This window comes from Photobacterium rosenbergii (genome assembly GCF_003026455.1).
Taxonomy (GTDB): Bacteria; Pseudomonadota; Gammaproteobacteria; order Enterobacterales; family Vibrionaceae; genus Photobacterium; species Photobacterium rosenbergii.
The window spans coordinates 1,096,421-1,111,997 of sequence record NZ_PYMB01000001.1; the positions used below are offsets into that span (position 1 = coordinate 1,096,421).

Annotated in this window: 14 protein-coding genes; 11 read left to right on the plus strand and 3 right to left on the minus strand. The window is 46.1% G+C overall.

The window, feature by feature from the left end; genetic code table 11:
• Positions 1-214: 214 nt before the first annotated feature.
• The gene (locus tag C9J01_RS05245) at positions 215-1,006 is read left to right on the plus strand and encodes a hypothetical protein (protein WP_107297025.1); all 792 of its coding nucleotides are present in this window, start codon (positions 215-217) and stop codon (positions 1,004-1,006) included.
• 87 nt (positions 1,007-1,093) lie between these two features.
• Here C9J01_RS05245 and C9J01_RS05250 read toward each other — a convergent pair whose 3' ends face one another.
• Positions 1,094-1,531, minus strand: coding sequence for a hypothetical protein (locus tag C9J01_RS05250; RefSeq protein WP_107297026.1), 438 nt, complete (start codon positions 1,529-1,531; stop codon positions 1,094-1,096).
• Between the two features lie 199 nt (positions 1,532-1,730).
• Between C9J01_RS05250 and C9J01_RS05255 the strand changes: the two genes are divergently transcribed.
• From C9J01_RS05255 to C9J01_RS05300, 10 genes are all read left to right on the plus strand, one after another.
• Positions 1,731-2,273, plus strand: a complete 543-nt coding sequence (locus C9J01_RS05255; RefSeq protein WP_107297027.1) for an RNA polymerase sigma factor — start codon at positions 1,731-1,733, stop codon at positions 2,271-2,273.
• Complete coding sequence (locus C9J01_RS05260) at positions 2,270-3,034, plus strand: hypothetical protein (protein ID WP_158264489.1); 765 nt, start codon at positions 2,270-2,272, stop codon at positions 3,032-3,034. Before C9J01_RS05255 ends, C9J01_RS05260 begins: the two co-directional genes overlap by 4 nt.
• Positions 3,035-3,179: 145 nt before the next feature.
• A complete protein-coding gene (locus C9J01_RS05265; protein WP_107297029.1) occupies positions 3,180-3,620 on the plus strand; it encodes a hypothetical protein in 441 nt (146 codons plus the stop codon).
• Positions 3,621-3,680: 60 nt separating this feature from the next.
• Complete coding sequence (locus C9J01_RS05270) at positions 3,681-4,172, plus strand: copper chaperone PCu(A)C (protein ID WP_107297030.1); 492 nt, start codon at positions 3,681-3,683, stop codon at positions 4,170-4,172.
• Between the two features lie 142 nt (positions 4,173-4,314).
• Positions 4,315-5,196: a LysR family transcriptional regulator gene (locus C9J01_RS05275; protein WP_107297031.1), complete on the plus strand. Its 882-nt coding sequence runs from the start codon at positions 4,315-4,317 to the stop codon at positions 5,194-5,196.
• Between the two features lie 193 nt (positions 5,197-5,389).
• Entirely contained in the window at positions 5,390-6,568 is a 1,179-nt protein-coding gene (locus tag C9J01_RS05280; protein WP_107297032.1) for an efflux RND transporter periplasmic adaptor subunit, read from the plus strand.
• 9 nt (positions 6,569-6,577) lie between these two features.
• The gene (locus tag C9J01_RS05285) at positions 6,578-9,667 is read left to right on the plus strand and encodes an efflux RND transporter permease subunit (RefSeq protein ID WP_107297033.1); all 3,090 of its coding nucleotides are present in this window, start codon (positions 6,578-6,580) and stop codon (positions 9,665-9,667) included.
• Positions 9,654-11,108: an efflux transporter outer membrane subunit gene (locus tag C9J01_RS05290; protein WP_107297034.1), complete on the plus strand. Its 1,455-nt coding sequence runs from the start codon at positions 9,654-9,656 to the stop codon at positions 11,106-11,108. Before C9J01_RS05285 ends, C9J01_RS05290 begins: the two co-directional genes overlap by 14 nt.
• Positions 11,109-11,337: 229 nt before the next feature.
• The gene (locus C9J01_RS05295; protein WP_107297035.1) at positions 11,338-12,087 is read left to right on the plus strand and encodes an MBL fold metallo-hydrolase; all 750 of its coding nucleotides are present in this window, start codon (positions 11,338-11,340) and stop codon (positions 12,085-12,087) included.
• A gap of 72 nt (positions 12,088-12,159) precedes the next feature.
• Positions 12,160-12,762, plus strand: a complete 603-nt coding sequence (locus tag C9J01_RS05300) for a sigma-70 family RNA polymerase sigma factor (RefSeq protein WP_107297036.1) — start codon at positions 12,160-12,162, stop codon at positions 12,760-12,762.
• A 70-nt stretch (positions 12,763-12,832) separates the two neighbouring features.
• Here the strand turns inward: C9J01_RS05300 and C9J01_RS05305 are convergent, their stop codons facing one another.
• Both C9J01_RS05305 and C9J01_RS05310 read right to left on the minus strand, forming a co-directional pair.
• A complete protein-coding gene (locus tag C9J01_RS05305; RefSeq protein ID WP_107297037.1) occupies positions 12,833-13,666 on the minus strand; it encodes a MalM family protein in 834 nt (277 codons plus the stop codon).
• A 20-nt stretch (positions 13,667-13,686) separates the two neighbouring features.
• A complete protein-coding gene (locus C9J01_RS05310) occupies positions 13,687-14,970 on the minus strand; it encodes a maltoporin (RefSeq protein WP_107297038.1) in 1,284 nt (427 codons plus the stop codon).
• Between the last annotated feature and the right edge of the window lie 607 nt (positions 14,971-15,577).

Genomic DNA, 15,577 nt, shown 5'->3' on the forward strand with positions numbered 1-15,577 from the left:
AAAAACAGCGTTTTTAAAATCAAACACATAGCACCAAGCGCTTAATCGCTAAACGCTAGCGTTAAGATGCAAGCAAATTTACATTTTGAAATATAAAAAACACCGTTCAATTCATACAGGAATGATTCAGTTTACAGTTGCTAAATTAGCGCCATAACAAAACGCAATCACATCAGTGATAAGCCTTAAAGCATATTTATCAGCAGGAATCATCATGAACACTTTCGCCAAAACTTCTATTGTTTCAATCATCGGCCTAACTCTTCTGACTGGCTGTGTTAACCCTGACACGCAAGATGATCCAAACGCCCTGACCAAACAAGGCGCAGCTGGCGGAGCCCTACTTGGCCTAACACTAGGTGCCCTAACCGGTGACGCAGACCTTGCCGTTAAAGGTGCCATTGCCGGTGGTGTGTCAGGTGGTGTAGCGGGTGCTTCTGCTGATATCCAAAACAACCGTGAAAACCAGCGCCATGACAGCCGTAACGATGCATTGACTCAAATCGGCAGCGGTGGCCAAGTTGCAGCAACCAACGCACAACCACAAAACTGGGATAAGCTCGATAACTTCACAGGTAACTGGAACGTAAGTATCTGGAGCGGTGCAACCGAGCAAGCCGTAAACGCAACGGCTAAAGCAACCGGCTCTCTAGCTAAAACCACTGAAGCAAGTGTTAACATCAACAACCTAAACATTGACGGTCAATCACAGGCACTCTCTTTTACTGCTAACTTTGCCTATACGCCAGAAACAGGTTACAGCCTGACCGTGACTGACAACGCAAGCAATGTTCCAGTGACTTTTGCCGGTGAATTCCAGCAGAGCATGAACCGTTACAACTTCTACCCAACCAATGCACAGGCCAGCATTTACGAAAACTTTGACTCTTCAACCGTTCGCCTAGAACTTGGCTTCGCGGGTCCAAGCGTATGGATGGTTGACACCTATGCTCAGGTTGATGGTCAAGAGCAGAAGATCCAAACTTACCGCTTCACCAAAAGCTAATCAGTACTTAACTGATATCTAGTTTCCTGTAGCGCTGTGTCTTTCAAGGTATCAACTCTGATATCGATAAAAGACACAGCGTCTTTTTTATAAAGTGCAGCTTAAATACCCAGCGTCATAGCTCCCGATTGTCACGTGGGTGCCGTATCCTACAGGAGGGAAGTTTTCAGGGAATGGAACACTGTCGTCGTAGTATCCATCAACATTTGAATCAAATTCTAAATCCCCTTGAAGATCATAGCCTTCATATCGAAGTACCATAGTGCCTACCTTCTCGTAGTCGACATAGACACTGAGCTCCTGACCAGAATAAAACTTGCCACCCGGCGCGGCTTCGAAAGATGCATCGAACTTTCTTCGATCATCCCGCACTTCATACCTTGCATCCATACTGGTGTCATAAGCACCGCGTTTTTCACACTCTAATCTTGTTCTATCTTCATCTTTAGCCAAGCTGCTGCCGGAGAAAGCAACCAAACTTACAATACCCACTGTTGTTAATACTTCTTGAATACCATTTTTCATGTTTTCACCTAATCAAGTTGATTCAATCAAACATGCCACTGCTTTTCCAAGCGGTACTACAAACATCCATGTTTCACGGGTATGAGACAGCTGTCGAGAAATTGTTCCATGTCGATATTGAGAAATTTCCTTTGCCATTTTCACTCTATGATTACGACCATGTGTGGAACAAAATTAAAACTATAAGCCTCTTATTAGCATGAGTAGACTCACTCAATCACAGCATGACTACAGTAAGCTTGTGGATCAGTACTATGCAAAGCTATATCGCTTTGCATATAGCTTGACGAACTCACAGGCAGACGCTGGTGATCTTACCCAGCAGACATTTTGTATTTGGTTGGAAAAAGGCCACCAGTTGCGCGACCAGGACAAAGTTAAGACTTGGTTGTTTACCACGCTGTATAGGGAGTTCTTACATACAAAGCGTAAGCTCAGTGTGCTGACGAGTGATGAAGATATTGTCGAAGGTGTGACAGAAGATCAGGAAAGCCAAGATCCACTGAGTATTGACCCAAAAAAGGCGATGGCAGCCATATCAAGCTTGAATGAGTTTTATCGTACTCCCTTGATTTTGTTTTACATGCGAGAGCACTCATATCAAGAAATTGCAGAGATCATTGGCGTTCCTATGGGTACGGTTAAATCAAGAATTTCAAGAGGCAAATCAATGCTATATAAAATCATTGAATCTGATTTATCCGACTTCGACGATAGCTTGGAGCAAGTAGGAGCAGAATGATGGATAGCAACAAAGCCAAATCGATTTTAAGACTCTATCGTCCAGGTGTAGATGAAATCACTGAACCCGTTTCAGAGGCCCTTTCTCTAGTCAATAATAAGCCAGAGCTGAAAGCATGGTATGAGAAGCACTTAGTCAATGAAGATGCAATCAGTGGGCAGTTCGATAGTATTGCAATCCCTAGCGGCTTGAAAGACCAACTTATCCAACAGTTCAATGAGAAAGATGACGAGAATACAAATACAGATCCAGCACTTTCAAAACGTCATTCATGGCTAGCCCCACTCGCCATTGCAGCTTCATTGCTGCTGATCGTGTTGTCCTGGGGGTTATTTGAACCAACAGAAAAACCAAGCTTCATCCAGTTTCAACAAGACATGATCGCTTTTGCCACCCAGCCTTATGAAATGGATATTACTGTCGAAGATCTAACATTGATCAATCAAGAGTTTGGTAAAGCCAACTGGCCGACGACCTATGTCACCCCCGAACCGCTGAATACTATGCATGCTTTAGGCGGCGTCACCCAGTTATGGGATGATAATAAAGTCTCAATTGTTTGTTTAGAAGATGAGGCCGGGAAATATATATGGCTGTTTGTTACAAACCTCACTGTCTTCGGTGAAGACATGAACGCGGTACTTGAACCAATGCTAATCAGTGAACAACCACTACTCACCCACACGGCTTGGCAAGATCAACGCTTCCACTACTATATGATTGCTGAGGGCAATATCGACTTCATAAACAGCTATCTCTAGTCGATTAGTCCTCGTATTACCATTGCCGAATAAAAGCGGCATGGTACCTTGATCTCAAAAGCGCCACAAACCATTAACAAAAACAGTTACATGATAGATGTTGCCTGTTACCCTTTAGGTATCAAAACAATAATAACGAATCTTCATGTTAAGCAACTTTCCATTTTCACAGCCTCTTTTTCATTTCCGAAAATGGTTCTGCTCGCTACTTGTTCTGGCGTTATTCTCCTCTTCCCTACTGTCTTCTATTGTTGTTCTTAATCCCCAATATTTTGAAAAACAAGCTGGTTGGTTAACGGGGAATAACGTCCTGGTTTGTACTTCTGATGGTTTGAAATGGGTTTCTATCTCTTCTCTTGAAAGGCACAGCAACCATCAGAGCCATGAGGAACATTCAAGCTTTAATGCCCACTGCCCTGTTTTTAAACTGCATGACGGAAAAGGCTTTTCATTCGATGGCGCCTACAACTTTGTCGGTTTTATCCAGTTTGTCGGGCACATCGGAAACATTGAATCTCAATACCACGGCCTTACAAACAAGCTGTACCGAATCGCGCCCAAGCACTCTCCGCCTATGGCAATCTAATGCAAAAAATTCAATTAATTAACCATAATTTAATTGGCATGACGCCAGATGGAGAACGTAATGAAAACAATAAAAAGTATTTTGCTAGGAAGCCTTGTTGCACTAACAGCCGCCGCCAATGCCCATGACTACAAAGCAGGCGATTTACATATCGATCACCCTTGGTCAAAGCAAGTCCCGCCAACTTCTCAGGTCGCCGCGGCATTTTTCAATATCATGAACCATGGTGACAACGGTGATGAGCTAATCAGTGCATCCTCCCCTATTGCAGGAAAAACCGAATTACATGCCCATATCCATGAAGATGGCATGATGAAGATGCGTGAAGTGGAAAAAATTGAAGTGCCAGCCCATGGTTCACAGATGTTAAAACCAGGCGGTTACCACGTTATGTTCTTTGATCTCAAAGACGTTCCCGAGCTTGGCGAACGCTTCCCGCTCACCCTTAACTTCAAGCAAGCCGGAGAGGTCAAGGTTGAAGTTAAAGTTGAGGAAGCCACCTACATACCCGAAGGTATGAAACAAGAAAAGATGGATCATAGCCACCACTGATTCTGATAATAAGCCTAATAGCCAATAACGAAAGCCGACACCAAGTCGGCTTTCTTCTTCTCCTTCATGACATTTATCATTCCCTTGCTAATCCTCGGCATTTACACTGTAAAACAGTGAATAATAGTTATAAGTGACACTTATGCGTCTGGATGACCTCAAGCTGTTTACCACAGTAGTGGAATTGGGTAGTTTCTCTGCAGCTGCTAATGCCCTCGACCTTCCTCGAGCCAACGTGAGCCGCCGAATAGGCGAGTTGGAAAAACACCTCAATGCCCAACTTTTTTTCCGTACCACTCGCAAACTTCGCCTTACCCAACATGGTGAAGTTCTGTACCAAGAACTATTGAAAGTGGTTCAGGGAATAGAAAAAGCCCAAGAAGCGATGTACCAACTCGATAATAAGCCTACAGGTAAAATTAAAATCGGTGCCCTTCCAGACAGTGACGAACTGTTAGAACCTATCCTCACCCACTTCCAGCAAGAGTATCCGGACGTTGAGCTTGATGTACGTTTCAGCACTAATGGCTACCATGACCTCTACGAGCAAGGGCTTGATTTGAGCTTTCATGTCGGACCGCTGCAGGACTCCAGCCTAGTTGCCCGGCACATTACATCTATCCATCGCTTTTTATTAGCCAGTCCTGCCTATATTGAGCAACACGGTGAGCCAAGTAGCATTGATGAGCTCCTCCACCATCGCTGCATTTGCTACCGCTGGCCTGATGGCAGGATCGAGGATACCTGGCGCTTTACAGACACCGCATTAAAAGTGAAACCCGTCCTGAGTAGCAACAGCACAGGCTACATTCGGCGATCCATGATAGCTGGGCAAGGGATCAGTTTCCTTCCTTTGCTTCTTGCAATCAAAGCCATGGAATCAGGCGAATTAGTCCAGCTCCTTCCTGACTGTAAATCACAATCAGAAGATGTGTGGCTGATTTACCCCGACAGACTGGGCATAAGTCAAGCAACCCGAGCGCTTATTGACCATCTTCTCGAATATTTACCCAAGGCTTTTTGATTGTTGCATTATTTGTTTCAAATACAGGGATACCTCCGCTTTAGCAAGGGGATATTTACTTTTATTGTCACGAAAAGTGTGACAGTGTTTCACGTAGTAGCCTGATTATCCTTTCCGTTCCAAAACTTAAAATAACACTGTTTTAAATATATCGACTTTAAATAAAACAGCTTTTTTTTGAGTGGAATGGATGATGAAAATAATAACTCCCTATGCGTTGGCCCCAATAGCCATACTTGTTCTTGGCGGTTGCAGTGACAATACGCCACCAGCCGCCGAAAAGTCTCCGCGTCCTGTACAAGTCATTGAGCTTGGTAGCCAACACCAATTTAATACCCGTCAATTTTCGGGTGTTCTGGAAGCTATCGATACCGCAAACCTTGCGTTTAAAGTGCCAGGCACTATTACCGAAGTCCTGGTAAAAACGGGAGAGCAAGTAAAACAGGGTCAAATCATCGCAAGGCTAGACCCACATGACTACCAGGTTGCGGTGCTTGAACTTGAAGCCAGATTGGATGAGGCGAAAGCCGCAAAAGCGTTAGCGGATATTGAACTTAAGCGGGTCAAGCAAGCCACTAGCGATAATGCCATCGCTGAAGTGAACCTTGACCGGGCTGTATCCGGCTATAAGCGTAGCCAAGCAATGGTCAAAGTGGTTGAGCAGAACTTACAAAAAGCCAAAGATGCCCTTTCCTACACCGAGTTAACCGCGCCATTTGATGGTGTCATTGGTAAACGCTTTAGCGAACAATTCGAGCAAGCGGCTCCTGGCTTCCCCGTTTTCACGATCCATCAACCAAGCCTCCTTCAGGCTGTTGTCGATATCCCAGAAAGCCTCATCAACCAGTTCGAAAGCCAGCCAAGCGGGGCTGTATCATGGTATGGCAATAACACTCCTATCCCGGCCACGCTAAAAGAAGTCAGTACTCTGCCTGATCCTATCAAGCAAACGTACCAGCTTACCTACCAGCTAGATCAAACTGCGCTTACAATGGATAACTCAGCCCTACCAGGAAAGGCCATTCAATTGAATATTGCCTTTGCTCAGGGTGAAGGCCAGTACTGCATTCCCTATTCTGCGATAATGCAAACAGGCGTTACCCATACCGTTTTTGCCATCAAAGATGGGACAGCCAACCCAAGAAGCGTCACGATACATTCCCTGCAAGCTAACCAGGCTTGTATCTCAGGCAACGTTAACGCTGGCGATAAAATCATCACCGGGGGCGTGCCCTACCTAGAACCAAGCCAACCGGTCGGTGAGGTGATCACCACAGCTTTAGTGCCACCACAGGCACCTAATAATGAGGTATTTGTTGCTTCTGCCTCAGAGCCTTCATTGTCCAATGAATCAGCGCCACAAGCTCGATAGGTGACCAAGATGAACCTTGCAGAATTTGCCATTCGACAGCGCACCTTCATTGTTTTTTTCAGTGTGCTCTGCGTGATCGCCGGTATCACGTCCTATTTCAAGCTTGGCAAGCTTGAAGACCCGACCTTTACCGTTAAAAGCGCCGTTGTCGTGACGCTCTACCCGGGTGCATCAGCCCAAGAAGTTGAAGAACAGGTCACAGATAAAATCGAGACTAAGTTGCAAGAGATGGAGACGCTGTGGAAACTGCGTTCACTCTCAAGGCCAGGTAGCTCGATGATTTTTGTCGACCTCCAAGAGGCGACCAACTCCAAAGATCTTCCCCAGCAGTGGGACTTGCTTCGCCGTAAGGTCAATGACGTTAAGCTCAGCTTACCGCCAACCGCCCAGATCAGCATTGTTCAGGATGAGTTCTCTGAAGTGTACGGCATGCTATTTGCGGTCACGGGAGAGGGTATTGAACCTAGCGAGCTGCGACTTTATGCCAAAGAACTTCAACGCCGCCTGAAAGCCGTCGAAGGTATCAAGAAAATAGAGCTGCACGGCGTACGCAACCAAGTAGTAAATATCGACCTTCCTGATGAACGTTTGGCTGATTATGGTATCTCTTCCGCTCAGGTGATCAACCAACTTGCTAGCCAAAACATGATTTATGAAGCGGGTAAATTCAAGGCAGGTATCGAACGCATTCGTATCGACCAAGGCAGTGAGTTCACTAGCTTGGACGATATCCGAAACCTGATGATAAAAGGTGGCATTGGTGATTTAGGTACTGGCCTTATCCGACTTGGCGATATAGCCACTGTCTCAATGGGTTACCAAACACCAGCCCTTTCTGAAAGCCGCTTCAATGGCATTGATGCTATTACACTGGCAGTAAGCCCTAACTCCGGTATCAATGTGGTGTCTCTTGGTGACCAACTCAACCAGGTGATTGATGAATACCAGCAGACCTTACCACTCGGCGTCGAGATCAACACCGTTGCTTTCCAACCGGAAGAAGTTCAAAAGTCGATCAACAACTTCGTCTCCAATTTGGTGGAAAGTGTCGCCATTGTTGTTGTGATCCTATGGCTATTCATGGGCATGAAAAGTGCGCTGATCGTCGGCAGCAGCTTGATGCTGACTATTCTGCTAACTCTGATCTACATGAAGATAGATGCGATTGATCTGCAAAGGGTTTCGCTAGGTACCTTCATTCTTGCACTGGGTATGCTGGTTGATAATGCGATTGTCGTAACAGACATGATCATCTCAAAGATCAATAAAGGTATCGATCGACTAAGCGCAGCAAAAGAAACCGTTCAGGAAACCGCTGTACCACTTCTTGCTGCTACTTTCATTGCGGTAATGGGTGCCAGCCCTGTGATGTTCTCTAAAACAGACTCAGCAGAATTTGCCGGTTCGGTATTCTGGGTAATGTGTGCATCACTGCTACTTTCGTGGCTGATAGCGATGACCATCACGCCTTTGATGTGTTGGGCATGGATAAAACCGAGCAAAAAACAATCGGCATCAAATAATGCTCCATCAGAAAACAAACCATCCTTGTACCGCAAAGCCGTCCACTATACAGTGCGCCACCCGCTCAAGGGGCTTAGCCTATTAATCCCGCTGCTTGGTGTTACTGCGTTTGTGGTACCACATATTGCCGTTAACTTCATGCCAACCTCTGATCGTCCGATGGTCTTCCTCGATTACTGGTTACCCAATGGCGCTCAAATAGAACAGACTTCAGCAGATATGGTTCGTATCGAAGATTGGCTTCGTGAGCAACCAGAAGTGAAAGACTTTACTACGTTTGTAGGAGCCAGCGCACCGCGATTCTCGGTAACGGTAGAGCCGGAGCCTTATGATCCAAGTTACGGCCAGATCCTAATCAATACCCATGATTTTGATGGTATTGAAGCGCTTGAGCGCCGGGGCGATAAGTGGCTACAAGAGCAGTTCCCTCATGCAGAGCCGCGTTTCCGTGCACTTAAGCTTGCCACCAAAGACAAGTTCAGCATTGAAGGGAGGTTTATCGGCCCAGATCCTGAGGTGCTGCATGACTTATCCAAACAGGCCCAAGCCATTATGCAAGCCCATCCGAACACCAAGTATGTTCGTGATGACTGGCGCCAGAAAAGTAAGGTCATCGTACCTCAACTGAACCAAGAGCAAGCGCGTCGCGCAGGTATCAACCGAACTGATGTGGCCTTGGCTATCCAACGTGCAACAGAGGGCGTTACCTTGGCACAACTTCATCAAGGTGATGAGCTTATCCCTATCAAGATACGTAGCGCAGAGGCTGACATTGGTTCGCTAGAAACCCTGCCAGTACGCTCTCTTATGGGTATGCACTCTGTCCCTCTTGGTCAGGTGGTCGACAAATTCGAACTCAAAGACGAAGAGAGCATGATTTGGCGTCGCAACCGTGTCCCTGCCATCACGGTACAAGCAGCTGTTACGGGTATGACGGCATCTGATGTGCGCAAAGAGCTTATCGAAGATATAGAAGCTATTGAGCTTCCTTATGGCTATAGCTTTGAGTGGGGCGGTGAATATTACGATGAAGACAGGGCAATTACCGATACCTTCAAACAGCTGCCTAAAGCCTTGTTGATTATGGTGATCATCCTTGTTGCGCTGTTCAATGGCTTTAAGCAACCCATCATCATCCTTACCACAGTGCCGCTGGCTGCCACTGGTGCAAGTTGGTTCCTGTTGATGACAGATAAACCTTTCGGTTTCATGGCGTTAATCGGTGCTATCGCCCTATCTGGCATGATCATCAAGAACGGCATTGTCCTAATGGATCAAATCGAACTGGAAAGGAACAACGGCAAAGGGTTAGAAGAAGCAATCGAAGAAGCAACTTTGAACCGCACCATGGCCATCTCGATGGGCGCCCTGACAACGGCCCTAGGTATGATCCCATTGTTGTCCGACCGACTGTTTGACCAAATGGCTGCAACCATTATAGGCGGCTTGGCTGCAGCGACAGTATTGTCCCTGTTTGTGATGCCAGCCCTATATCGCCTGTTCTACCGGGCCGATTTGAAACAACCAACACCACAAACTTTGGCTAACGAGGAACTGACTAATGAACAAGCTTAACCTATCGGTATTAGCGGTTGCCTTGATCCTAACCGGCTGTGCATCGGCGCCTGATTATCAGCAGCCAAGCCACTCGCTGACTGATACCTTCCTGAACCAATCTGTGGAAGGAACCAACTCAAACCAGCGTCTAGCGAATGAGCCGATCAGTGCCCATTGGTGGTCACAATTTAATGATCCAACGCTTAATCAGCTCATCAAGGATGCACAAAACCAGAATATCCCGTTGAAAGTCGCCTCAGAGAGGATCAAATCTGCCCAGGCTTTTAATCAGATCGTCGAGTCCTTCAAAGTGCCGACGGTTAGTCTAGGCGCTGGCTACACCTCGTATGGCATTAGTGAAAATGACCCACTGCTCGGTGCTGCTGTGTCGTCCAACAATCCACTGGGTACCCCGATTCTCGACAGTGATCAAAGTGCCTTCCATGCAGGAATGACTATCGCGTGGGAGCTAGACTTGTTTGGCCGTATCGACAACCAAGCCAGAGCGGCTTCGATCCGCGCCGAGCAAGCCGAGATCATGCGACAAGGGCTGACAACCTTGATCACCAGTGATGTGATCCACAATTACCTGCAACTCCGGGGAGCACAAGAACGCAAAGCCATCGCCCTCGATCTTGTTAACGATCAGCAGCAAACGCTGGAACTGGTAGAAAAGGTCCATCGCAGTGGCTACGGCTCCCAACTCGATGTTGCTAGAGCCAAAGCCATGCTAGCAGCCACTAAAGCAGTGATCCCCCAGCTAGAAACCGCTGAGAATGCCCACCAGCAACGCTTGGGGATCTTACTGGGTGAATCACCACGGCAAATAAAACAGCGTCTTGCAAGTGCTTCTCCATTACCAACCTTTGACGGAGTTATTCCAACAGGGTTGCCGTCTGATCTGTTGCAAAGGCGACCTGATCTACGGATCGCCGAACGGGAAATGGCGGCCCAGAATGCCGAGCTGGCCGCTGCGGTTGCCAACCAGTATCCGAAATTCTACCTGACCGGTGCGCCGGGAGTATTGGCCAACGACTTTGATGATTTGTTTAGCAGTGACTCGGCGACCTGGATGGCGAGTTTGGGTGTTAGCTGGAACATCTTCGACGGTGGACGCACCGATGCCATGATAGCGCTGCAAGAGTCTCGCTTCGAAGCCAGTGCCCTCTCCTACCAACACGCCTTTAACAGCGCTATTGGTGAGGTGGAAACCTTGCTCAATGGCTACGGCAATAGCCAGCAGTACCAAGCCTTGCTGTTAGAGGCTGAAACTGAAACTGACAAAGCGGTAAACAAAGCGCTTTCACTCTACAAAGCGGGCTTGATTGACTACCTATCAGTACTGGACGCTCAACGTCAGCAGCATGCAATGCGTGACCAAGTAGTCGCAGCACGCCTTCAGACTGCCAACATGGTTGTTGGCCTTAACAAGGCACTAGGAGGTGATTGGGAAATTTAACCTGTTCTCTATTCGTTATATTCACTTTTTTGCCCGGCAAGTTGCTCGCTCTACCACTCATAACAGGCTTGCTGGGCTTTTTTCCTCATACTCTCCTACGAAAATTTCCGCTATACCCCTATACCTGCCACAACCATGCAATTCCCTGCTTGATTGGTCTGATGAGTTGTTAAATAATGATTTCATTACGGAAAGGCTCAACCGCTGTCATCCATATAGGGATATCATGATGAAACTTCACCACATCAATGGCTACATCCAATCGATATATCTTGTTGAATACCGTTATGGACTGCTATTGCTTGATGGTTGCTGTAGGGCAGATATCCCTATTTTGCTGGATTTCATTGCTAAGGAACTCAATCGTCCTACCAAAGATCTCAAACTGGTGGTCGTAACCCATATGCACCCCGATCACGCTGGGGCTGCACACCGCCTTCGAAAGCTTACAGGCTGCGCAATTGCCGCTGCTAATGTACCAGGTCACTGGTACCAAGGGATTGACGGTGCACTGATGCACTGGACCGATTTGCTACTGGCTGGATGGGTGGCAAAGCGAATGAACAAGCCCCGTACCAACTTATGGTATGACGCTAAACTGAAGCCGGATTATTTATTGGATGACCAAGAACCCTTACCCGGTTTCCCCGAATGGCAAGCTCTGGCAACCCAAGGTCATACCGACAGAGATTTATCTTTATATCACAAGGATTCAGGCAAAATTTATGTCGCGGATTTAATGGTGAAAGTCAAAGGGCGCTATATTCCGCCTTTTCCTGTGTTCTACCCAAAACGTTATCGTAGTTCGATTGAGAAAGTCATCAATCTATCGCCAACGAGCGTATTGCTTGCCCACGGCGGCGAAATAAGTCCTGCGGCAGAAGATTACCAACACCTACTGGACAAGGCACCAACAGCGCCGGTCACCCATTGGCGCTCGGTAAAAACAAAATTTAAGCGGGCGATTTCAGTAACGTGAGATGCCTGATTTGGTATCCACTTTGGCGTAATATCACTGCGTACGATTAGCATAAATGGAAATGACACAACAATGAGCCAGTCTCTTACTGAACAAACCATCAAGCTTGCCAAAGGATCAGCAACAAGCGCCCGCCCATGCTTGATGTCAGCTTGGTCAGAACACGCCCAACCTCTCAGTCACTGGCTCAAAGCAAAATCCCACGACGAGGCTCTGGCCGAAGACTTGCTCCAAGAAGTATTTATCCGCGCCATGCTCAAAGATACAGAGTTTTGTGATATCGATAATCCATGCGCTTGGCTTTACCGTGTCGCCAATAACCTGCTGATAGACCACCGCCGGAAAAAGCGCCTTGATCCGCTTGAGCAGGATATCGAACAAGAGACAAACTCAGAGGCTGTCATCGACACGCTTACCCAATGCTTGAACCGGGTACTGACGGAACTTCCAGAACAAGACAGTCACGTATTAAAGGCTTGTGACATAAGAGGAATGACTCAGCAAGAATATGGCAATCGGCATGGCCTCACCCTACCTGCCGTCAAATCGCGTCTTTTGCGCGCTCGAGGGAAATTGAAAAAGCAATTGATGACGGCATGTAAAGTTAAGCTCGATGGAAATCAACATGTTTGTTGTTTTACGCCGCGGGAAGAGAATAAAAAAGAAAAGCTATGACCCGTTGAAGCTTCATCGAAGTCCAACTTAGCCATAGCTTACATCTAATCTGTAATTTTCATTTAAGGTGTTAGTTAACTCCCTTTTGGTTCTCAACAGCATTAATGAAGGTCTCTCTGGCGTTCGGTACGCCCCTTTTCTCCGCTTCATTTAACAAGGTAATGGCCTGATCCATATCACCTTGCTCTACGCTGTTTTGAATTGAATCCAAATAGTCTATGTTGCCGCTATCTCTAGCGGGTTGATACTCGGTCGCAGCATAAGCACTGCCTTGATGACCATGACCTGACGCCAATGCCGTTAAATGTAGCTGGCCATATTTACTATGCAATGCCGTTAGATCTGGGATACTAGGAGGCTGGTTGCCTTTTCCAATCGCGAACGCTTTGGCAGGGTGCAACACCGTGGTACTTCCCTTAAGATCTTCAGCCGTGGTATAGATTAAAACATTGACTCGCTCAGTACCGAACTTCGGCACAATGGTAAACTTGGCCTGAACTTGATCTCCTTGCAAAAGCCTTGCTGGTATATATTTGAATTCGCCCGACTCAATGTGATAAAGCACCTCCCCTTCGGGATCAGTTACCAATACATTTGGGTTATACAAGGTTAATTTGCTATCCACATAACTGGTGAGCACCATTTCAATCGGCGTACTCGTTACTGGAATAACAAAGCTGGCAACCGGGCCTGTACTCTCATCACTGACCAGTACCTGACTTGTTTCGTTAAATTCAAAATTGATATCTAACGGCATCGCCAGTTCCTGCCAATTTAACTCTGCTGCAGAAACAGCCCTATTTTTGGTAGGACTTTTAGCCTGAGTACTGACTTCGGGTGCTGACGAGCAACCCGAAGTCATAATGATGCACAGGGATAAAATTATGGAGATTGACTTAAGCATTCCCTATCTCTCTATACCTCTTACCACCATGCTTCCACCTGAACACCCAGGTTGTATTCCGAGTCACCCGCTTTGCCAATCGAGTTATCTTCATAATCTTCTATATAACTGGCATACACTCGAAGTTCAGGGCGAGCCCAGAAGCTACTACCGGCTGACCAAGCTTGGGCGATGGTAAATTTACCCGCAGAGGCATCGGCATTATTATTATCTAAGTCCTTATCTACTCTATTATCTTCGGTAAACCAACCTGCCTCGAACACGGTACGGTTGTATTCATTCCATTTGTACATTGGACGAACAACTACACTAAAAATGTCGTGATCGTCCTTATTATCAAAAGTCGAACGGGCATAGACAAGTTGGTAACCAATTTCCCAGGTATCCGATGGGGCCATCACCCCCCAGTTAATGATTCGATAACCGTCACTGCCATCGCTACCGTTAAGAAGAGTATCTGACCCAGGACTAACTTCAGGAGAGTTACCTGCCTCCAGTCCAGCCATTTGGGCACCATAGCTGTTTGTCGCATATTGAAGTATGACTTTGTTTAGGCCACCAACTACATCAGCCATGGTAAGCTCAGCTGTCACCATTAGTGGATCATCGCTGATACCCATTCCCTTCTGGTCATCGGTCTCATTGATAAAGCCGTAATTAAAGCCAAGTTCGAGATTAGCCTCATCCCATAGCCCTAATTCAGCATAACGGATATCCAAATTATTCACATTGACGTCACCGTCATCTTGGCGAAGAGCGGCTAATGACAGTTTGCCAGGGCCAGCAGATATATTTTCAACCCCCGCCCCTGAGCCTGAGGTATCCCAGTAGTAAAAATCAGTAATGTGAATATCATGACGTTGGTAGTAACGTTTACCAGCCCAGATAACGGCCCCTGGATCGCGAGCAATTAGCCCCTCGGCCTTAACATTGAACTGACGAATAGCAAATTGCGCATCATTGTTACAAGAGATCTCTTGTGTATCTTGAACCAACTCGCAAGAGGTATTAGTCCCCTCAAAGTCGTTACTGCCATTGGAGAGCCAAGCGGCCATCGAATCGACATAAAAGGATTTACCATTTTGGTTATAAACCTCTTTGCCTAACTGGACTTCAGCATAGAGGTCATCCTCGTTACCGAGACGGCCAATTTTATTAGACTCGTAGCGCACCTGCTGGCCGTTATCACCACTGATACCAATACCTGCACGCATATAGCCGTGAAAATCCACTTCTGCCAAAACTGATGTAGAAACCATCATGGTCGAAATGACACCAGTCAATTTCAGCGTATGCTTTTTCATTTTTAGCGCTCCTATAATGGACCTTTTTGCTTTTTAATTTGTTATATATTCTTCCTTTAACGAGCAAGCTTTGCTGTGCTCGAGCCTCTAACCAACGCTGACAGCGATTAATTTAGCGTTTGTATTTTCTTGTTTTTATTAAGACAAAAAATTACTTCATATTATTTTTACATGATAAAGAATATCACTATTTTCATATCGTCAATGTATAAATATAAAGACAAAGTATTATTTGCGAGAAATCCATGTTAATTCAACTGCATTCTTAAAATTAAGAAAACAACAAATGAAAACTTCGCTACGGCTACTATAAACCTAAAATACAACAGCTAACTGCCAATTATAAAGTTCGACAAAATAGAAGTGGGCTAAGGTTGACATGTTTATTAAAACGAAAGAAAACCATTATTTACAGCTAATATCTACAGTCATATAAATAACCGTGTTGACCCAAAAAGTTAAAATTCATGACTCTTTAAAAAGCATTCTTTGTTAACGCTTAACGTTATGACCAAACCACGCTTTTGAAAGTTGGCTATCACTTAGATTCGCAGTTTTATCATCAGATTAAGTTGGCTGCCAAAATGAGTCTATAATTTCTCAGGCA